The sequence below is a fragment of the Pseudomonas sp. P135 genome, assembly GCF_020312125.1.
Taxonomy (GTDB): domain Bacteria; phylum Pseudomonadota; class Gammaproteobacteria; order Pseudomonadales; family Pseudomonadaceae; genus Aquipseudomonas; species Aquipseudomonas fragariae.
Genome location: NZ_JAGPYR010000002.1, coordinates 38,295 through 57,398 on the forward strand (window position 1 = coordinate 38,295; position 19,104 = coordinate 57,398).

16 protein-coding genes are annotated in these 19,104 nt (G+C 59.3%); 11 read left to right on the forward strand and 5 right to left on the reverse strand.

Features of this window, described 5'->3' with window-relative positions; genetic code table 11:
• Positions 1-26 precede the first annotated feature (26 nt).
• Positions 27-809: a TenA family transcriptional regulator gene (locus tag KBY08_RS02645; RefSeq protein WP_011268568.1), complete on the forward strand. Its 783-nt coding sequence runs from the start codon at positions 27-29 to the stop codon at positions 807-809.
• Positions 810-836: 27 nt separating this feature from the next.
• Here the strand turns inward: KBY08_RS02645 and KBY08_RS02650 are convergent, their stop codons facing one another.
• The 5 genes from KBY08_RS02650 to KBY08_RS02670 all read right to left on the reverse strand — a co-directional run bounded on the left by KBY08_RS02650 (position 837) and on the right by KBY08_RS02670 (position 5,514).
• Positions 837-1,763, reverse strand: coding sequence for a GGDEF domain-containing protein (locus KBY08_RS02650; protein ID WP_024660914.1), 927 nt, complete (start codon positions 1,761-1,763; stop codon positions 837-839).
• A 207-nt stretch (positions 1,764-1,970) separates the two neighbouring features.
• Complete coding sequence (locus KBY08_RS02655; protein WP_003404242.1) at positions 1,971-2,711, reverse strand: YciK family oxidoreductase; 741 nt, start codon at positions 2,709-2,711, stop codon at positions 1,971-1,973.
• Positions 2,712-2,723: 12 nt separating this feature from the next.
• Positions 2,724-3,395, reverse strand: a complete 672-nt coding sequence (mupP, locus tag KBY08_RS02660; RefSeq protein ID WP_024638882.1) for an N-acetylmuramic acid 6-phosphate phosphatase MupP — start codon at positions 3,393-3,395, stop codon at positions 2,724-2,726.
• Between the two features lie 3 nt (positions 3,396-3,398).
• On the reverse strand, positions 3,399-4,097 hold the full coding sequence (gene ubiG / locus KBY08_RS02665; protein ID WP_003369710.1) for a bifunctional 2-polyprenyl-6-hydroxyphenol methylase/3-demethylubiquinol 3-O-methyltransferase UbiG: 699 nt from the start codon (positions 4,095-4,097) through the stop codon (positions 3,399-3,401).
• A gap of 85 nt (positions 4,098-4,182) precedes the next feature.
• A complete protein-coding gene (locus tag KBY08_RS02670) occupies positions 4,183-5,514 on the reverse strand; it encodes a TRZ/ATZ family hydrolase (protein WP_032653395.1) in 1,332 nt (443 codons plus the stop codon).
• 120 nt (positions 5,515-5,634) lie between these two features.
• On the opposite strand from KBY08_RS02670, the gene mtnA reads away from it, so the two are divergent.
• The 10 genes from mtnA (at position 5,635) to KBY08_RS02720 (ending at position 19,080) form a co-directional block, all read left to right on the forward strand.
• The gene (gene mtnA / locus KBY08_RS02675; protein ID WP_225651078.1) at positions 5,635-6,711 is read left to right on the forward strand and encodes an S-methyl-5-thioribose-1-phosphate isomerase; all 1,077 of its coding nucleotides are present in this window, start codon (positions 5,635-5,637) and stop codon (positions 6,709-6,711) included.
• Between the two features lie 304 nt (positions 6,712-7,015).
• Positions 7,016-9,793, forward strand: a complete 2,778-nt coding sequence (gene gyrA / locus KBY08_RS02680; RefSeq protein WP_003314654.1) for a DNA gyrase subunit A — start codon at positions 7,016-7,018, stop codon at positions 9,791-9,793.
• A gap of 204 nt (positions 9,794-9,997) precedes the next feature.
• Positions 9,998-11,083, forward strand: coding sequence for a 3-phosphoserine/phosphohydroxythreonine transaminase (gene serC, locus KBY08_RS02685; protein ID WP_024638884.1), 1,086 nt, complete (start codon positions 9,998-10,000; stop codon positions 11,081-11,083).
• A complete protein-coding gene (gene pheA / locus KBY08_RS02690; RefSeq protein ID WP_032653389.1) occupies positions 11,083-12,177 on the forward strand; it encodes a prephenate dehydratase in 1,095 nt (364 codons plus the stop codon). The genes serC and pheA overlap by 1 nt, the downstream gene beginning before the upstream one ends.
• 57 nt (positions 12,178-12,234) lie before the next feature.
• A complete protein-coding gene (locus KBY08_RS02695) occupies positions 12,235-13,839 on the forward strand; it encodes a prephenate dehydrogenase/arogenate dehydrogenase family protein (protein WP_111522428.1) in 1,605 nt (534 codons plus the stop codon).
• Complete coding sequence (gene cmk, locus KBY08_RS02700) at positions 13,836-14,525, forward strand: (d)CMP kinase (protein ID WP_002554563.1); 690 nt, start codon at positions 13,836-13,838, stop codon at positions 14,523-14,525. The genes KBY08_RS02695 and cmk overlap by 4 nt, the downstream gene beginning before the upstream one ends.
• A 121-nt stretch (positions 14,526-14,646) precedes the next feature.
• Positions 14,647-16,338, forward strand: coding sequence for a 30S ribosomal protein S1 (gene rpsA / locus KBY08_RS02705; protein ID WP_002554562.1), 1,692 nt, complete (start codon positions 14,647-14,649; stop codon positions 16,336-16,338).
• A gap of 320 nt (positions 16,339-16,658) precedes the next feature.
• Entirely contained in the window at positions 16,659-16,955 is a 297-nt protein-coding gene (gene ihfB / locus KBY08_RS02710) for an integration host factor subunit beta (protein WP_002554561.1), read from the forward strand.
• A 24-nt stretch (positions 16,956-16,979) separates the two neighbouring features.
• Positions 16,980-17,222, forward strand: coding sequence for a lipopolysaccharide assembly protein LapA domain-containing protein (locus KBY08_RS02715; RefSeq protein ID WP_003404230.1), 243 nt, complete (start codon positions 16,980-16,982; stop codon positions 17,220-17,222).
• Between the two features lie 415 nt (positions 17,223-17,637).
• Positions 17,638-19,080, forward strand: a complete 1,443-nt coding sequence (locus KBY08_RS02720; RefSeq protein ID WP_024640832.1) for an MBL fold metallo-hydrolase RNA specificity domain-containing protein — start codon at positions 17,638-17,640, stop codon at positions 19,078-19,080.
• The last annotated feature ends 24 nt before the right edge of the window (positions 19,081-19,104 follow it).

The following is a 19,104-nucleotide window of genomic DNA, read 5'->3' on the forward strand; positions in this document are numbered from 1 at the left end:
TGAAACCCTCATAAGGAGATACCCCAGTGATCGATGCTTTCGATAGAACCGGTCCGCTCATGGAAGCCAGCAGTTATCCGGCCTGGGCGCAGCAGTTGATCAAGGATTGCAGCGCTGCAAAAGCACGGGTGGTCGAGCACGAGTTGTACCAGCAGATGCGTGACGCGACGCTGAGTCCGCAGATCATGCGCCACTACCTGATCGGCGGATGGCCAGTCGTCGAACAATTCGCGGTGTACATGGCCAAGAACCTCACCAAGACCCGTTTCGGTCGTCACCCGGGTGAAGACATGGCGCGCCGCTGGCTGATGCGCAATATTCGCGTCGAACTCAATCATGCCGACTACTGGGTCAACTGGTGTGCGGCGCATGAGGTGACGCTTGAGGACTTGCACGATCAGCGGGTAGCGCCCGAGTTGCACGCGCTGAGCCACTGGTGCTGGCAGACCAGCTCGTCGGATTCGCTGGCCGTGGCGATGGCGGCTACCAACTACGCTATTGAAGGGGCGACGGGCGAATGGTCGGCCGTGGTCTGTTCCACTGGTGCGTACGCTGAAGCGTTTCCTGAAGAGACCCGCAAGAAGGCCATGAAGTGGCTCAAGATGCATGCGCAATACGACGACGCTCACCCTTGGGAGGCGCTCGAGATCATTTGTACGTTGGTGGGCAACAAGCCGAGTGTGCAATTGCAGACCGAGCTGCGTCAGGCCGTTACCAAAAGCTACGACTACATGTACCTGTTTCTTGAGCGTTGCATGCAACTGGACAGGGTCAAGCCGCGAGGACGTGTTGCCGCGCTGGAGGCGTAGGGGCGGGCGAAAAGGCGGGAGAGAGGGCTAGCTGGCCATGGCGATACGGTTACGGCCTTCGCGTTTGGCGACGTACAGCGCATTATCGGCACGGCGCAGCAGGCTGTCGGCTGTTTCCGTCGGCAGCAGTGTCGAGCAACCCAGGCTCACGGTCATGGTCAACGCCGGGCTGAGTTCGCGAAACTCGAGATTGCGCACCGCCTGGCACAGACGCTGACCAATCAGTTCGGCAGAGTCGGCGCCGGTGTTGGACAGAATCACAACGAACTCTTCACCGCCATAGCGGAACACCCGATCAATATTGCGCAGTTGCGCCTTCAGGCTCTGCGCAACGGTTTTCAGCACATCGTCGCCGGTATGATGACCGTATTCATCATTCACTTTCTTGAAGTGGTCGATATCCAGCATCAGCAGTGACAGCGGTTGCTTGTGGCGCCGTGAAATTTCGATTTCTCGGGCCAGGCCCTGATCCATGGCGATGCGGTTGCCGGTGCTGGTCAGCGGATCACGCAGGGCAGTTTGCGTGGCAATGCGGTATAGCAGCGCATTCAGCAGCGGGTACACCAGGCAGACCAGCAGCGATTCAAGGTCGCTCAATTGCCGCGTGTCGAATGGCCTGGCGCCTTGAAACTCCAGTTCGCCGATGCATTTGCCTTCGTGACGCAGGTGAAAACTGGCGCTGTCGGATGACATCTCGCCCAGACGCAGGTGCAAGTCGCTTTCGATATGTCGATACATCAGACCGCTCAATGGCAGGAAGCGTTGTACACCCTGAAAAAACAGGGTCAGTATCCGCTCGGCTTCCAGACTGGTCTGCAATTGTCGCCCAAGCTGATAGATCAGCTCGGGCAGTGACGGGGGTGGAAGCACGGCGTCAGGTCGATTTCTAAACCCGAGGCGTTGCAGTTCAGCCGTATCGAAGTCGATTGCATGGGTCTGGGTAGGAAAATTCATCTCTTCGCTCCTCAGCACATATTGCTGGCTTGGCTGGGTTAGAGGGGACGCGGTGCCATTCGGTTCATTTTTGGCCAGACTTATTAAAATCAGTGGTTTAGCTGACGCCATCTCTCTGACAGTGGCGAAAAATCGGCAATTCCTTGACTTAAAAAGCCGTTTTGAACGGCCGTTGTGACGGTTTTTCGTCACAACAGCCTGTCCCTGTCACTGGGCATTCAATGCCTGCCCATTGATGCCTTTGCTGTCCGGCCCCATCAGGTACAGATAGACCGGCATGATCTCTTCAGGCGCCGGATTGTTCTGTGGATTTTCATCCGGATAGGCCTGCGCGCGCATGCCTGTGCGGGTTGCGCCAGGGTTGATGCTATTGGCGCGGACCGTGCTGACGCCCTCCAGCTCGTCAGCAAGGGTTTGCATCAGGCCTTCGGTGGCAAACTTCGACACGCCGTAAGCGCCCCATTGTGCGCGCCCCTTGCGACCTACGCTGCTGGAGGTGAAGGCTATCGACGCATCCGCCGAACGCTGAAGCAGCGGCAGCAGTGCCTGGGTGAGCATGAAGGTGGCATTGACGTTGACGTGCATGACCTGCATGAAGTCTTCGCCGGGCAGGTGTTCCACCGAAGTACGCGGGCCGATGATCGAGGCGTTATGCAGCAGCCCGTCTAGACGGCCGACTGTGCGCTCGATCATGGCCGCCAGCGCGTGGTACTGCGCCGGGTCGGCGCTTTGCAGATCGAAGGGTATGACCAGTGGCGGCAACTGACCTGCTGCCTTTATCTCGTCATGAACCTGAGCCAGGCTGGCGTCGGTCCTGCCCAGCAGCAAGACGGTGGCGCCATGTGCTGCATAGGCTTTGGCGGCTGCGGCACCGATGCCGCGAGCGGCACCGGTGACCAGAATGATCCGGCCCTTGAGCAGTTCCGGGTGCGCGGAGTAATCAAACATGTAAAGCCTCGTTTAGCAGCTGCACAGTGCGTTATCCAGCACCTTGCGCAATTCCAGCGGATGATCGACCACCACGTCGGCACCCCAGTGATCGGGATTGTCGTCGGGGTGGATGTAGCCGTAGCGCACGGCGGCGGTTTTTGTGCCGGCGTCGCGCCCGGACTCGATGTCGCGCAGATCGTCGCCTACGAACAGAACGCTGGCCGGGTCCAGGTCGAGCATCCGGCAGGCCAGGATCATCGGTTCCGGGTGTGGCTTGCTGTGTGTGACGTGATCAGGGCAGATCAGCAGCGCCGAGCGTTCCGCCAGGCCGAGCCGCTCCATGATGGGCTGAGCGAAGCGCACCGGCTTGTTGGTCACCACCCCCCAGATCAGGCCGGCCTTCTCGATGTCGGCCAGCAATTCGTCCATGCCGTCGAACAGTTTGCTGTGGACGGCGCAGTCACGCTGATAGCGTTCCAGAAACTCCAGACGCAACGCCTCGAATTGTGGATCTTCGGGGGACATCGCAAAGGTGGCCGCGACCATGGCTCTGGCGCCACCGGAAACTTCGTCGCGGATCAGTTTGTCCGGCACCGCCGGCAGGTTGCGATCGGCAAGCATCGCCTGGGCAATGGCGATGAAGTCCGGTGCGGTGTCGAGCAGAGTGCCGTCCATGTCGAATAAAACCGCTCTAAGGCGCATCTGTCATGCCTCCCGCAGGGTCTGGATCATGTAGTTGACGCCGACATCGGAGGTCAACTTGTAATGCTTGGTCAGCGGGTTGTAGGTCAGGCCGATGACGTCCTTGACCTGCAGGCCGGCGTCACGGCTCCAGGCGCCCAGCTCGGAAGGGCGGATGAATTTCTTGAAGTCGTGGGTGCCGCGCGGCAGTAGGTTGAGGATGTATTCGGCGCCGACCACAGCGAACAGATAGGCTTTCGGATTACGGTTGATGGTCGAGAAGAATACCTGACCGCCAGGCTTGACCATGCGGTAGCAGGCGCGGATCACCGAGGACGGGTCCGGCACGTGCTCGAGCATTTCCAGGCAAGTCACCACATCGTACTGCTCGGGCATTTCTTCGGCCATGTCCTCGGCAGTGATCTGCCGGTACTCGACGCTGACACCCGATTCGAGCTGGTGCAGCTGTGCGACTGCCAGCGGCGCTTCGCCCATGTCGATGCCGGTCACCGTTGCGCCGCGCAGGGCCATCGCCTCGCTGAGGATGCCGCCGCCGCAACCGACGTCCAGCACTTTCTTGCCCGCCAGACCGACGCGCTCGTCGATCCAGTTGACGCGCAGCGGGTTGATGTCATGCAGCGGCTTGAATTCGCTTTCGCGGTCCCACCAGCGATGGGCCAGGGCCTCGAATTTGGCGATTTCTGCGCGGTCGACGTTGCTCATGGGTGTCCCTCTTGAACTCAAAATTCTTTTTCGTCAGTCAGGCTTATAGATAAGCCTGACTGACATGTGTTCGGTCCGAATCGAATTATTCGGCTTTACCGGAAATACGCTGGCCCCACGCAATCGCGGTGTCGCGCAGTGCGGGCTCATCCATGCGGGTCAGCCGGCGAGCGTCGAGCAATTGCTTGCCGGCCACCCAGACATGACTCACGCAATCGCGGCCAGTGGCATATATAAGCTGCGACACCGGGTCGTAAATCGGTTGCTGGGCCAGGCCCGACAGGTCGAAAGCGACCATGTCCGCCGCCTTGCCGATCTCCAGCGAGCCGATTTCGGCCTGAATACCCAGGGCGCGAGCGCCATTGAGCGTTGCCATGCGCAGCGCGCGGTGTGCATCCAGCGCCGTGGCCGAGCCGGCGACAGCCTTGGCCAGCAAGGCGGCGGTGCGGGTTTCGCCGAGCAGGTCCAGGTCATTGTTGCTGGCGGCACCGTCGGTGCCCACCGCAACGTTCACACCCGCCTGCCACAGTCGTTCGACCGGGCAGAAACCGCTGGCCAGCTTGAGATTGGATTCCGGGCAATGAATGACGTTGGTGTTGCTTTCCACCAGCAGGGCCAGATCGTCGTCGCTGATCTGCGTCATGTGCACGGCCTGGAAGCGCGGCCCGAGCATGCCCAGCCGGTTGAGGCGGGCGAGGGGGCGCTCCCGGCGCTGCTCGACAGCCTGCTCGACTTCAAATGCGGTCTCGTGCACGTGCATCTGGATCGTGGCGTCCAGTTCGTCGGCGATCACCCGGACCTTCTCCAGGTTCTCATCGCTCACGGTATAGGGCGCATGCGGGCCGAAGGCGATCTTGATGCGAGGATGGTGAGCGAGGTCGTTGAACAGTTCGATGCCGTTGTGCAGGGCTTCAGCCGTGGTGTGGGCACCTGGGATCGGAAAATCCAGCACCGGGACGGTGATCTGCGCGCGCATGCCGCTGGCATGGACGCGTTCGGCGGCCACCTTGGGGTAGAAATACATGTCGGAAAAACATGTGATGCCGCCCTTGAGCTGCTCGGCGATGGCCAGATCGGTGCCGTCACGCACGAAGTCTTCATCGACCCACTTGCCTTCGGCAGGCCAGATGTGGTCCTGCAGCCAGGTCATCAGCGGCAGATCGTCGGCCAGCCCGCGAAACAGGGTCATCGCCGCATGGCCGTGGGCGTTGATCAGGCCGGGGCTGAGCAGCATGCCGGGCAGTTCCTGCACCTGCACGGCGTTCTGCCGCAGCGCTTCGGCACGGGGACCGATATAGACGATACAGCCATCGCGAATGCCGATGCCGTGGTCCTTGAGCACGACGCCTGCGGGCTCGACCGGCACCAGCCAGGCGGGCAGGAGCAAAAGGTCGAGCGGTGCTGTAGCGTTCGGCATGAGAAGGTTTCCATCGTTTATTACGTTGATGACGAAGTATACCCGAGCGTCTTCGCAGGCGGCTCGCTATAATCAGCGGCTTTTGATGCTGGGTTTCGGATGTTCAAGATGGAGTTGGCGATGCGCGATCGACTGTTGGCTGCGGAGAAAGTTAAGGCCATCGATTGGCGGGACGACGCTCTGTACCTGCTGGACCAGCGGGTACTGCCGTTCGAGGAAGTCTGGCACCGCTATACCACCGCCGAGGGAGTCGCCGAAGCGATTCGCACGATGGTCGTGCGCGGGGCGCCGGCTATCGGCATCAGTGCCGCTTATGGTGCTGTGCTGGCCGCACGTGCGCGTATCGCGCAGGGTGCAGACTGGTATCCGGCGCTGGAAGAGGACATGCAGTTGCTGGCCGATTCGCGCCCGACTGCAGTGAACCTGTTCTGGGCGCTGAACCGGATGCGTGATCGGCTGATGCGCGTCAAGGATGGCGATGACCCACTGGCAGCCCTCGAGGCCGAAGCCGTGGCGATTCACCTGAGCGACCGCGAGGCCAATCTGACCATGGCGCAGCTGGGCGCCGACCTGATCCGCAAGCACCAGGGCAATCTGCAGACGGTGCTCACCCACTGCAATACCGGGGCGCTGGCCACTGGGGGCTTTGGCACGGCGCTGGGGGTGATTCGCGCGGCGCATCTGGAAGGCATGATCGAGCGGGTCTACGCCGACGAAACCCGGCCTTGGCTGCAGGGCTCGCGTCTGACCGCCTGGGAGCTGGCCAACGAGGGCATCCCGGTGACCCTGAACGCAGATTCCGCCGCGGCGCACCTGATACGTACCAAGGGCATCACCTGGGTCATCGTCGGTGCCGACCGCATCACCGCCAACGGTGATGTGGCGAACAAGATCGGTACCTATCAGCTCGCCGTTGCCGCCATGCACCACGGGGTGCGCTTCATGGTGGTCGCGCCGAGTTCGACCATCGACATGGAAATGGCCAGTGGCGACGACATCGTCATCGAAGAGCGTGACGGTCGCGAACTGCTTGAAGTAGGCGGTCAGCGAGTCGGCGCCGAGGTCGAGGCTTTCAACCCGGTGTTCGATGTGACGCCGGCAGACCTGATCGACGCCATCGTGACTGAAAAGGGCATTGTCGAGCGTCCCGATACCGCGCGCATGGCTCAATTGATGAGCCGTAAACACCTTCACTGAGGCTGACAGGCCCGACCCTTCGCCGTTGTGCAATGCGGCTGGACGGGCCTGTAAGCGTTTCTCAGGCGTGTTATGCGTCTGCGGCTCGCTTTCAGCGCCTGCAAAGGATGTGAGCGCCTCGGCGATTGTGGTAATATCCGGCGGTTATCGGGGACACTGATTGTGGTCGCCCACGCTGCGTAGATTCATGGCATAACTCGTTGATTTGTCGTAAGTCGCTGCCCCGCACATGCTGGCAGCGGCGAGCTTCGTATACCCCGAATGGGTTTGCGAGGTTTCACCAGAAAAAGGAATCAGGCTTCTCATGGGCGAACTGGCCAAAGAAATCCTCCCGGTCAATATCGAAGACGAGCTGAAGCAGTCCTACCTCGACTACGCGATGAGCGTAATCGTCGGTCGCGCACTGCCCGATGCACGCGACGGCTTGAAGCCCGTGCACCGGCGCGTGTTGTTCGCAATGAGCGAGCTGGGTAACGACTGGAACAAGCCGTACAAGAAATCCGCCCGTGTGGTTGGTGACGTGATCGGTAAGTATCACCCGCACGGCGACACCGCCGTGTACGACACCATCGTTCGTATGGCTCAGCCATTCTCGCTGCGCTACCTGCTGGTAGACGGTCAGGGCAACTTCGGTTCGGTCGACGGCGACAACGCCGCCGCCATGCGATACACCGAAGTGCGCATGACCAAGCTGGCGCACGAGCTGCTGGCCGACCTGCACAAGGAAACCGTGGACTGGGTGCCGAACTACGACGGCACCGAGATGATCCCGGCGGTCATGCCGACCCGTATTCCCAATCTGCTGGTCAACGGTTCCAGCGGTATCGCCGTGGGCATGGCGACCAACATTCCGCCGCACAACCTCGGTGAAGTCATCGACGGTTGCCTGGCGCTGATCGACAACCCCGAGTTGACGGTCGACGAGTTGATGCAATACATCCCCGGCCCGGATTTCCCGACTGCGGCAATCATCAACGGTCGCGCCGGCATCATCGAAGCCTATCGCACGGGCCGCGGACGCATTTACATGCGTGCCCGCTCCATCGTCGAAGACATCGACAAGGTTGGCGGTCGCCAGCAGATCGTCATCACCGAGTTGCCTTACCAGCTGAACAAGGCACGTCTGATCGAGAAGATCGCCGAGCTGGTCAAGGAAAAGAAACTCGAAGGCATCACCGAGCTGCGCGACGAGTCCGACAAGGACGGTATGCGCGTGGTCATCGAGCTGCGTCGTGGCGAAGTGCCTGAGGTTATCCTCAACAACCTTTATGCCCAGACCCAGCTGCAAAGCGTTTTCGGTATCAACATCGTTGCCCTGATCGACGGTCGTCCGCGCATCCTGAACCTCAAGGACCTGCTGGAAGCCTTCGTTCGTCATCGCCGCGAAGTGGTGACCCGCCGTACCGTGTTCGAACTGCGCAAGGCGCGCGAGCGTGGCCATATCCTTGAGGGTCAGGCTGTTGCGCTGTCCAACATCGACCCGGTCATCGCCCTCATCAAGGCCTCTCCGACACCTGCCGAAGCCAAGGAAGCGCTGATCAAGACGCCTTGGGAGTCGAGCGCAGTGGTCGAGATGGTCGAGCGTGCCGGTGCCGATTCGTGCCGCCCCGAGAACCTCGATCCGCAATACGGTCTGCGTGAAGGCAAATATTTCCTGTCGCCGGAACAGGCTCAGGCCATTCTGGAATTGCGTCTGCACCGCCTGACCGGTCTGGAGCACGAGAAGCTGCTGGGCGAGTACCAGGAAATCCTCAACCAGATCGGCGAGCTGATCCGCATCCTCAACAGCGCAACGCGCCTGATGGAAGTGATCCGCGAAGAACTGGAACTGATCCGCTCCGAATACGGCGATGCCCGTCGCACCGAAATTCTCGATGCGCGCCTGGACCTGACGCTGGGTGACCTGATCACCGAAGAAGAGCGTGTGGTCACCATTTCCCACGGCGGTTATGCCAAGACTCAGCCTTTGGCGGTCTATCAGGCTCAGCGCCGCGGCGGCAAGGGCAAGTCGGCCACCGGCATCAAGGATGAGGACTACATCGCTCACCTGCTGGTCGCCAACAGCCACACCACGCTGCTGATGTTCTCCAGCAAGGGCAAGGTCTACTGGCTCAAGACCTACGAGATTCCGGAAGCGTCCCGCGCTGCTCGTGGTCGTCCGCTGGTCAACCTGTTGCCGTTGAGCGATGGCGAATACATCACCACCATGCTGCCGGTCGACCTCGAAGCCATGCGCAAGCGTGCCGATGAAGAAGGCGAGGCCCTGGAAGGCGAGCTGGACGACGCGGAAAACAGCAGCGAGACCGAAGAAGAGCGCAAGGCCCGTATCAAGGCTGCCGACAAGAAGAAGGCGCCGTTCATCTTCATGTCCACCGCCAACGGTACTGTCAAGAAGACCCCGCTGGTCGCATTCAGCCGTCAGCGCAGCTCGGGCCTCATCGCCCTTGAGCTGGACGAGGGCGACATCCTGATCTCCGCAGCCATTACCGATGGCGAGCAGGAAATCATGCTGTTCTCCGACGGCGGCAAGGTGACCCGCTTCAAGGAATCCGACGTCCGCGCCATGGGCCGTACCGCCCGCGGTGTTCGCGGTATGCGTCTGCCGGAAGGGCAAAAGCTGATTTCGATGCTGATCCCGGAAGAAGGCAGCCAGATTCTGACCGCTTCCGAGCGCGGCTACGGCAAGCGTACGGCGATTTCCGAGTTCCCCGAGTACAAGCGTGGTGGTCAGGGTGTTATCGCCATGGTCAGCAACGAGCGTAACGGCCGTCTGGTCGGCGCGGTTCAGGTGCTTGATGGCGAAGAAATCATGCTGATTTCCGACCAGGGCACGCTGGTTCGTACCCGCGTTGGTGAAGTGTCCAGTCTGGGTCGTAACACCCAGGGCGTTACCCTGATCAAGCTGGCCAGCGACGAGAAGCTGGTTGGTCTGGAGCGTGTTCAGGAGCCGTCGGAAGTCGAAGGCGAAGAGCTTGAGGGTGAGCTTGTCGACGGCGTGATCGTCGATGCCGCTGAAGTGGACGATGCCGGTGAAGACCTGCAGGCGGATGCTGCGTCAGACGAAGACGAACCACAGAACTAAGCGCTAACGTAAATCAGGTAAGGGCTGGCTCGTCTGTGCATGCATCTGCATTCCAGGCAAGTCCAGCCCTTGCGGCATTCGGCCAGCCCGGCGGCCGGATCAAGATTCCCGCAAGGAGCTGCCAGTCGCTGCGGCGTCTGTCTGCTCGTGGCAAGTAACCAGAAACAAGCGCGTACAGACCCAACGTATTTGACGAGAGTGGATATGAGCAAGCGAGCCTTTAACTTCTGCGCAGGTCCTGCTGCGCTTCCTGAAGCTGTTCTGCTGCGTGCCCAGGCGGAACTCCTCGACTGGCATGGCAAAGGCCTTTCCGTCATGGAAATGAGCCACCGCAGTGATGAGTTCGTCTCCATTGCCACCAAGGCCGAGCAGGATCTGCGTGATCTGCTGTCCATTCCTTCGAATTACAAAGTGTTGTTCCTGCAAGGCGGTGCCAGCCAGCAGTTCGCCCAGATTGCGCTGAACCTGCTGCCTGAAAATGGCAAGGCCGATTACATCGACACCGGCATCTGGTCGCAGAAGGCTATCGACGAGGCTTCGCGCTACGGCGCAATCAACGTCGCGGCCAGCGCCAAGGCCTACGATTACTTCGCCATTCCCGGCCAGAACGAGTGGAAGCTGTCCAAGGACGCTGCCTACGTCCACTACGCGCCGAACGAAACCATTGGCGGCCTGGAATTCAACTGGATTCCGGAAACCGGCGACGTGCCCCTGGTGGCCGACATGTCTTCGGACATCCTCTCGCGTCCGCTCGATATCTCGCGTTTCGGCATGATTTACGCCGGCGCCCAGAAGAACATCGGCCCCAGCGGTATCGTGGTGGTGATCATTCGCGAAGACCTGCTGGGCCGCGCTCGCTCGCTGTGCCCGACCATGCTCGACTACAAGGTCGCGGCCGACAATGGTTCGATGTACAACACGCCGCCGACCCTGGCCTGGTATCTGTCCGGGCTGGTCTTCGAATGGCTGAAAGAGCAGGGCGGTGTCGAAGCGATCGGCAAGCGCAACGAAATCAAGCAGCGCACGCTGTATGACTTCATCGACGCCAGCGAGCTGTACAGCAACCCGATCAACAAGCCTGATCGTTCGTGGATGAACGTCCCGTTCCGTCTGGCTGACGATCGTCTCGACAAGTCGTTCCTGGCCGGTGCCGATGCAAACGGCCTGCTCAACCTCAAGGGCCATCGTTCGGTAGGCGGCATGCGTGCATCCATCTACAACGCGATCGATATCAACGCCATCAATGCGCTGGTGGCCTACATGAAAGACTTCGAGAAGGAGCACGGCTGATGTCCGAGCAAGAACTCAAGGCGCTTCGCGTCCGTATCGACAGCCTCGATGAGAAGGTTCTGGAACTGATCAGCGAGCGTGCCCGCTGTGCCCAGGAGGTGGCCAGGGTCAAGATGTCCTCGCTGGCTGAAGGCGAGGTGCCTGTATTCTATCGTCCGGAGCGAGAAGCTGCGGTGCTCAGGCGAGTCATGGAACGCAATCGCGGACCGTTGAGCAACGAAGAAATGGCGCGTCTGTTCCGCGAAATCATGTCTTCCTGCCTGGCGCTGGAACAGCCGCTCAAGGTCGCCTATCTTGGCCCTGAGGGGACGTTCACCCAGGCCGCCGCGATGAAGCATTTCGGGCACGCAGTCATCAGTCTGCCGATGGCCGCAATTGACGAAGTGTTTCGCGAAGTGGTCGCCGGTGCCGTGAATTTCGGCGTGGTTCCGGTGGAAAACTCCACCGAGGGCGCGGTCAATCACACCCTCGACAGCTTTCTTGAGCACGACATGGTGATCTGCGGCGAAGTCGAACTGCGCATTCACCACCATCTGCTGGTGGGCGAAAGCACCAAGACCGAAAGCATCACGCGCATCTATTCCCATGCTCAGTCACTGGCCCAGTGCCGTAAATGGCTGGATGCCCATTACCCGAATGTCGAGCGCGTCGCCGTTGCCAGCAACGCCGAGGCTGCCAAACGGGTCAAGGGCGAGTGGAACTCGGCGGCCATCGCCGGCGATATGGCGGCAGGTCTGTATGGCCTGACCCGGCTGGCGGAAAAGATCGAAGATCGTCCGGACAATTCCACGCGCTTTCTCATTATCGGCAATCAGGAAGTCCCGCCGACCGGGGATGACAAGACCTCGATCATTGTGTCGATGAGCAACAAGCCGGGCGCGCTGCACGAGCTGCTGGTGCCGTTCCACGAGAATGGCCTGGACCTGACACGGATCGAGACCCGTCCTTCGCGCAGTGGCAAGTGGACCTACGTGTTCTTCATCGACTTCGTCGGGCATCACAGGGATCCGCTGGTCAAGGCCGTGCTGGAGCAAATCAGCAGTGAGGCGGTGGCCTTGAAGGTGTTGGGTTCCTACCCGAAGGCGGTTCTCTGAGGGCGCGCTCCATGATGCATTTGTTTTTTACCTTGCCGGGCTGTCAGGTATGTTCGCGTGGTTGATGTGATTGCAGAACATTCAGTACGGCCGGTGATCGGTCGACTGGTGGTCGTCGGGCTTGGGCTGATTGGCGGTTCCTTTGCCAAGGGCGTACGCGAAAGCGGGCTGTGTCGCGAGGTGGTCGGTGTCGATCTTGATCCACAGTCGCGACGGCTTGCGGTCGAGCTGGGGGTCGTGGACCGTTGTGAGGCCGATCTTGCTGTAGCCTGCCGTGGCGCTGACGTGATTCAGCTGGCAGTGCCGATACTGGCCATGGAAAAGCTGCTTGCGCTGCTGGCGCCTATCGATCTGGGGCAGGCAATCCTGACCGATGTCGGCAGCGCCAAAGGCAATGTGGTGAGGGCTGCACGTCAGGCGTTCGGGCACATGCCGTCGCGCTTCGTGCCCGGCCATCCGATTGCCGGTTCCGAGCAGAGCGGCGTCGAGGCGTCCAATGCGGCGCTGTTTCGTCGCCATAAGGTCATTCTCACGCCGCTGGCTGAAACCGATCCTCATGCGGTGGCGATTGTCGACCAGTTGTGGTCTGCCCTGGGGGCTGACGTAGAGCGCATGCAGGTCGAGCGCCACGATGAGGTGCTGGCTGCCACCAGCCATCTGCCGCACCTGTTGGCATTCGGTCTGGTCGATTCGCTGGCCAAGCGCAACGAAAACCTGGACATATTCAGGTATGCCGCAGGCGGGTTTCGTGATTTCACGCGCATCGCAGGCAGCGATCCGACCATGTGGCATGACATTTTCATGGCCAACCGTGATGCTGTACTGCGCACTCTGGACAGCTTTCGCACCGATCTCGACGCCTTGCGCGACGCAGTGGATGCCGGTGACGGCGCGCAGTTGATGGACGTATTTACCCGCGCGCGCGCAGCGAGAGAGCACTTTGGCAGAATCCTCGCCAGCCGTGCCCGTGTCGATAGCGCAGCTGGCGAGCCTCGTGCGATTCACGGCGGGGCTGCGGAGGGTGTCAGTCATCGCATCAAAGGGCCGGTGGATGTGACGTCGGCGGTGCTGTTCATGGTCGCGACGTCGATCAGTGAAGGCTGTGACCTGCTGCTAGAGGACGTTTCCGTCAGTTCCTCGTGCGAGGGGGCGATCGATATCTTGCGCCTGATGGGCGGCGATATCGTGCTGCAGAACGTCCGCAAGCTGGCGGATGAAACGGTCGCTGACCTGCACGTTCGCTCGGCCCGGCTCAAAGGCGCTGACATCCCCGAAGCGCTGGTGCCTCTGGCGCTGAATGCATTTCCGGTGCTTCTTGTTGCCGCAGCCTGCGCAGAAGGGCGTACCATTCTGCGCGGCGCGCAGGCCCTGCAAGCCGATGAGGCAGAGTGCGTCAGGCTGATGGCTGACGGTTTGCTGGCTGTCGGCATCGAGGTCGAATCCGTGCTGGATGGCATCATTATCGAAGGCGGTGTGCCGGGTGGCGGCGAGGTTGATGCTCGCGGTGATCAGCGTATCGTCATGGCGTTTCGCGTTGCATCGTTGAGGGCTTCGGCGCCCATCCGTATTCAGGCGTGCGCGGATGCCGCCGCATTGTTTCCCCATTTTCTGGCGCTGTGCGCTCAAGTTGGCATGCGTGTAGCGCAAGAGGACAAAAAGTGAAAATCAAAGCTCCTGTTATTACCATCGACGGACCCAGCGGTTCCGGAAAGGGCACGGTCGCCGGGTTGCTGGCCAGAAAGCTCGGCTGGTGCCTGCTTGACTCCGGCGCGTTGTATCGCCTGCTGGCTTTCGCGGCGCGCAATCACGGTGTCGACCTGACCAATGAAGAAGCGCTCAAGCTCCTGGCCGCTCATCTGGATGTTCAGTTCGAGGCGACTGCGGCAGGGCAGGGGCAGCGCATCATTCTGGAAGGCGAGGACGTCACCCACGCCATTCGCAACGAACAGGTCGGCAGCGGCGCATCGCAGGTGGCCTCGCTGCCGGCGGTGCGCGATGCGTTGCTGTTGCGCCAGCGCGCGTTTCAGGAAGAGCCGGGCCTGGTCGCGGACGGTCGAGACATGGGCACCGTGGTCTTCCCGGATGCACCGCTGAAGATATTCCTCACCGCCAGTGCCGAGGAGCGTGCGCGTCGACGTTACTTGCAGTTGAAGGCCAAGGGCGATGATGTTAGTCTGTCGAGTCTGCTAGATGAGATATGTGCACGCGACGAGCGTGACACCCAGCGAGCGGTAGCACCGTTGAAGCCGGCGCACGACGCCATACAGCTGGATTCCACTGAATTGTCCATCGAACAGGTGCTGGAACGCATTCTGAGTGAAATCGCGCTTCGCGGTATTGCCGGATGACGAAGAGGCGTGTGGGAGACCAGTCATAGTCCCGCAGGCTTTCTTTTACTTGAACGAAACCCACGTTGTCTGGAGCGTGGCAGATGGGCGTATCCTTCGCCCTTGATCAACAGGAATTAAAATGAGCGAAAGCTTTGCAGAACTTTTTGAAGAAAGCCTAAAGACCCTCAACCTTCAGGCCGGTTCGATCATCACCGCGATCATCGTTGATATCGACTACCAGGCAGGTTGGGTTACGGTTCACGCCGGTCTGAAATCTGAAGGCCTCATCCCGCTGGAACAGTTCCACAACGACGCTGGCGAGCTGACCATCAAGATCGGTGATGAAGTTCACGTTGCGCTGGACGCGGTCGAAGATGGCTTTGGCGAAACCAAGCTGTCCCGCGAAAAAGCCAAGCGTGCCGAGTGCTGGATCGTTCTGGAAGCGGCTTTCGCAGCTGAAGAAGTGGTCAAGGGCGTTATCAACGGTAAGGTTAAAGGCGGCTTCACTGTCGACGTTAACGGCATCCGTGCGTTCCTGCCTGGTTCTCTGGTTGACGTCCGCCCTGTGCGTGACACGACTCACCTGGAAGGCAAAGAGCTCGAGTTCAAGGTCATCAAGCTGGACCAGAAGCGCAACAACGTTGTCGTTTCCCGTCGCAGTGTCCTGGAAGCCGAGAACAGTGCCGAGCGCGAAGCTCTGCTCGAGTCCCTGCAGGAAGGTCAGCAAGTCAAGGGTATCGTCAAGAACCTCACCGATTACGGCGCATTCGTCGATCTGGGTGGCGTCGATGGCCTGCTGCACATCACCGACATGGCCTGGAAGCGCATCAAGCATCCATCGGAAATCGTCAACGTTGGCGACGAGATCGATGTCAAGGTCCTGAAGTACGATCGCGAGCGCAATCGTGTTTCCCTGGGTCTGAAGCAACTGGGTGAAGACCCATGGGTTGCTATCAAGGCTCGCTACCCGGAAAGCACCCGCGTTACCGCGCGTGTGACCAACCTGACCGACTACGGCTGCTTCGCAGAGCTGGAAGAAGGCGTGGAAGGCCTGGTACACGTTTCCGAAATGGACTGGACCAACAAGAACATCCACCCTTCGAAAGTCGTTCAGGTTGGCGACGAAGTGGAAGTCATGGTTCTGGACATCGACGAAGAGCGTCGTCGTATCTCCCTCGGCATCAAACAGTGCAAATCCAACCCATGGGAAGATTTCTCTGGCCAGTTCAACAAGGGCGATAAAATCTCCGGCACCATCAAGTCGATCACCGATTTCGGTATCTTCATTGGTCTGGACGGCGGCATCGACGGTCTGGTTCACCTGTCCGACATCTCCTGGAACGAAGTGGGCGAAGAAGCCGTACGTCGCTTCAAGAAGGGCGACGAGCTCGACACTGTGATCCTGTCGGTTGATCCTGAGCGTGAGCGTATCTCGCTGGGTATCAAGCAGCTGGAAAGCGATCCGTTCTCCGAGTACGTCACTGTCAATGACAAGGGCGCCATCGTTCGCGGTATCGTTAAAGAAGTTGACGCCAAAGGCGCCATCATCACTCTGGCCGACGACATCGAAGCGACCCTCAAGGCTTCCGAAATCAGCCGTGACCGCGTTGAAGACGCGCGTAACGTTCTGAAGGAAGGCGAAGAGATCGAAGCCAAGATCATCAGCGTTGACCGCAAGAGCCGCGTAATCAGCTTGTCCATCAAGTCGAAAGACGTTGAAGACGAGAAAGAAGCGATCCAGAGCCTGCGTAGCAAGCCTGAAGTCGCTGAAAGCACTGGTCCTACCACTATTGGTGACCTGCTGCGCGCGCAAATGGAAAAACAGAACTAAGTTCTGCTTGACCAAAAAAAGGACGACTTCGGTCGTCCTTTTTTGTTTATGCCGTTCAGGCCCTACGGATTCGGATGCTTCTGGCTTGCTCTCACGCACAGTCCGAGTCATTAAACGCCTCCAGTGGCCTCTCAGGCCGTCTTATTCGTCTATTGCTCCAGCTCCCTTCCGGTACCGCTCTCCTGTCATGTCGCTGTAATCTGTTCATGCCTGGTTAGACGGTGTTGAACATAAGTCAATAGATGGGCTGTTCAAATTCATCCGGTCATGCTAAAACCTTCCAAGCGCTGATCTAGCTGCTTGAAAAAGAAGGGAAAAATATGACGAAGTCGGAGTTGATCGAACGAATTGTCACCCATCAAGGGCTGCTCTCATCCAAGGATGTCGAGCTGGCCATCAAGACCATGCTTGAACAAATGTCCCAGTGCCTGGCAACCGGAGACCGAATCGAGATTCGGGGCTTTGGCAGCTTCTCGCTGCATTACCGCGCACCGCGGGTAGGGCGCAACCCGAAGACCGGTCAGTCGGTCAGTCTCGATGGCAAGTTTGTCCCGCATTTCAAGCCGGGCAAAGAGCTGCGGGATCGGGTCAACGAGGATGAAGAAGAGGGCTTTTAAAGCCATTCACCACAGGATCACCAGATGCGTATCTTCAAACGAGTCATTTTGATCGTCGCCGTGTTGCTCGTTGTTTTGGCAACGACCGTGTTTGTACTTGAAAATCGGCAGTCTGTCGCCGTGACGTTTTTCGGTTGGTCGGCGCCTCAGCTTCCTCTGGCATTGCCTGTTGTCCTTGCCTTGCTCGTGGGCATGGTCATCGGCCCGGTACTGGCGTGGATAGCCAGCCTTCGTAAAAAGCGCACACCTTCCCCTCGCTCTGTCTGAGCAGCGTTGATGATATTCGTCGTCGGAGATCGATCTGGCGACACGATAGCGCGCGTCTTTTACTCCCTTTTGTTCATGAAGCAACATGCGCTGCCGCTGAGTTGGCGCGCTTCGTTGTGTCTTCAAACGATTTTTTTCGAAAAAATAGCCTTATAATTCTGTCGGTTTATTCTTCGCTTATATGAAGAGTAGTTACTTCGCCGTGTAGGAATATTCGCTTTTTTAATTCGCGCACCCATTTTAAAGGGGGTGCGGGTTATATTCATTTTCAGCGTCGTTTACTGCTGCCCTGACCGCCTTGTGTCAAGGCTTGAAAATGAATCGTTCAAGTGCAGAATGCGCCGAAACTTAATGTTCAGACCTGCTACCGGATGTTCCGCATATTCAGAGCAGGCTGGCAAGAAAAGGTGACTGCATGTCCTACCCGCAAATCATTCATCACGGCGCTGTCGATACAGTAACGGGCTCGTGTCATCAACTGCACATGAATGCATCGAGCAGCCTGCTGATTGACTGTGGGTCGGTGCAGGAGCGCGGCAGGCGGTCCGGGACGGCTTCATTCGGATTCGATCCCGAGGCTATCAGGGCGCTGTTGATCAGCCATGTACACAATGACCATGTCGGGCGTATTCCCGAGTTGCTGGCATCCGGTTACAAGGGGCCGATACTGTGCAGTGAGCCCAGTGCCCATCTGTTGCCACTGGTCATGGAAGATCTCCTGAAAATCGAATTTGCACACGACCCCGGGCAAGTCGCGCGCTACCTGGACGTCATCAACAAGAGAATCATCGCTTTGCCATTCAATGAATGGTTCAGTCTGGTCGACAACGAATCCCTGCATTGCCGGGTCCGCTTGCAGCGTGCCGGACACATACTGGGTTCGGCCTATATAGAGTGTGATCTTCAATACCCTGCACAAGGGCGTTCTGTGCGGGTGGTATTTTCCGGTGACCTGGGGGCAAGCCATACACCGTTTCTGCCTGCGCCGAAGCCGCCCGAGCGCGCGGATGTGCTGGTCCTGGAAAGCACTTATGGCAATCGTATTCATGAAGATCGCAGCATTCGTCAGCAAGGGCTGGAGCGCATCATAGACAAGGCGCTGGAGGATAACGGGACCGTCCTGATACCAGCGTTCAGCATCGGCCGAACCCAGGAATTGCTCTACGAGCTGGAAGACATACTGCGACGCAAGATGCCGTTGGATCATTGCGCCGGGAACAGTGAGCACCTGGGTGATGGTGACGTACCGTGCGCAGACTGGTCGAGGTTGCCGATCATCCTTGATTCGCCTCTGGCGAGTCGTTTTACCAGGGTCTATCAGTCGTTCGAAGACTATTGGGATGAGGATGCCCGGCTGAGGCTCGACGTCGGCAGAAAGCCGTTGGGTTTCGAACAACTGGTTACCGTCGATACTCATGAGGAGCACCTGCGCACGGTCAACTACCTGGCCAGCACGGCGCGTCCGGCCATCGTGATTGCCGGTAACGGTATGTGTGCCGGAGGCAGAATCGTCAATTACCTGAAAGCCATGCTCGGCGACACGCGACATAACGTGGTATTTGTCGGCTATCAGGGCAAGGGAACACCGGGCGAGGCCATTCAGTTGCACGGCCCGTCGGGTGGCTATGTAGAGCTGGATCGCGAGCGCTTTGATATAAAAGCGGGGGTCCATACCGCAAAAGGCTATTCTGCCCACGCCGATCAGGTCGAACTGGTCGAGTTCGTCACGGGGATGAAAGAGTGGCCGACGCAGATTCGCTTGGTGCATGGCGAGGCGGTGGCGAAAAAGGTGCTGGGTAATATTCTGAGTCGTAAGTACTCGCTCGAAAAACGCCCGTTGGAACTGCTCATCCCTTGAAAAGCACGATGAGCACCTTAGTTG

Excerpts from the sequence above, each read along its gene's own strand:
- KBY08_RS02720 (WP_024640832.1), top strand. The coding sequence starts at position 17,638 with ATGTCCTACCCGCAAATCATTCATCACGGCGCTGTCGATACAGTAACG.
- pheA (WP_032653389.1), top strand. The coding sequence starts at position 11,083 with ATGTCCGAGCAAGAACTCAAGGCGCTTCGCGTCCGTATCGACAGCCTC.
- KBY08_RS02715 (WP_003404230.1), top strand. The coding sequence starts at position 16,980 with ATGCGTATCTTCAAACGAGTCATTTTGATCGTCGCCGTGTTGCTCGTT.
- rpsA (WP_002554562.1), top strand. The coding sequence starts at position 14,647 with ATGAGCGAAAGCTTTGCAGAACTTTTTGAAGAAAGCCTAAAGACCCTC.
- KBY08_RS02670 (WP_032653395.1), bottom strand. The coding sequence starts at position 5,514 with ATGCCGAACGCTACAGCACCGCTCGACCTTTTGCTCCTGCCCGCCTGG.
- KBY08_RS02655 (WP_003404242.1), bottom strand. The coding sequence starts at position 2,711 with ATGTTTGATTACTCCGCGCACCCGGAACTGCTCAAGGGCCGGATCATT.
- serC (WP_024638884.1), top strand. The coding sequence starts at position 9,998 with ATGAGCAAGCGAGCCTTTAACTTCTGCGCAGGTCCTGCTGCGCTTCCT.
- gyrA (WP_003314654.1), top strand. The coding sequence starts at position 7,016 with ATGGGCGAACTGGCCAAAGAAATCCTCCCGGTCAATATCGAAGACGAG.
- mupP (WP_024638882.1), bottom strand. The coding sequence starts at position 3,395 with ATGCGCCTTAGAGCGGTTTTATTCGACATGGACGGCACTCTGCTCGAC.
- KBY08_RS02650 (WP_024660914.1), bottom strand. The coding sequence starts at position 1,763 with ATGAATTTTCCTACCCAGACCCATGCAATCGACTTCGATACGGCTGAA.
- ubiG (WP_003369710.1), bottom strand. The coding sequence starts at position 4,097 with ATGAGCAACGTCGACCGCGCAGAAATCGCCAAATTCGAGGCCCTGGCC.
- mtnA (WP_225651078.1), top strand. The coding sequence starts at position 5,635 with ATGCGCGATCGACTGTTGGCTGCGGAGAAAGTTAAGGCCATCGATTGG.
- ihfB (WP_002554561.1), top strand. The coding sequence starts at position 16,659 with ATGACGAAGTCGGAGTTGATCGAACGAATTGTCACCCATCAAGGGCTG.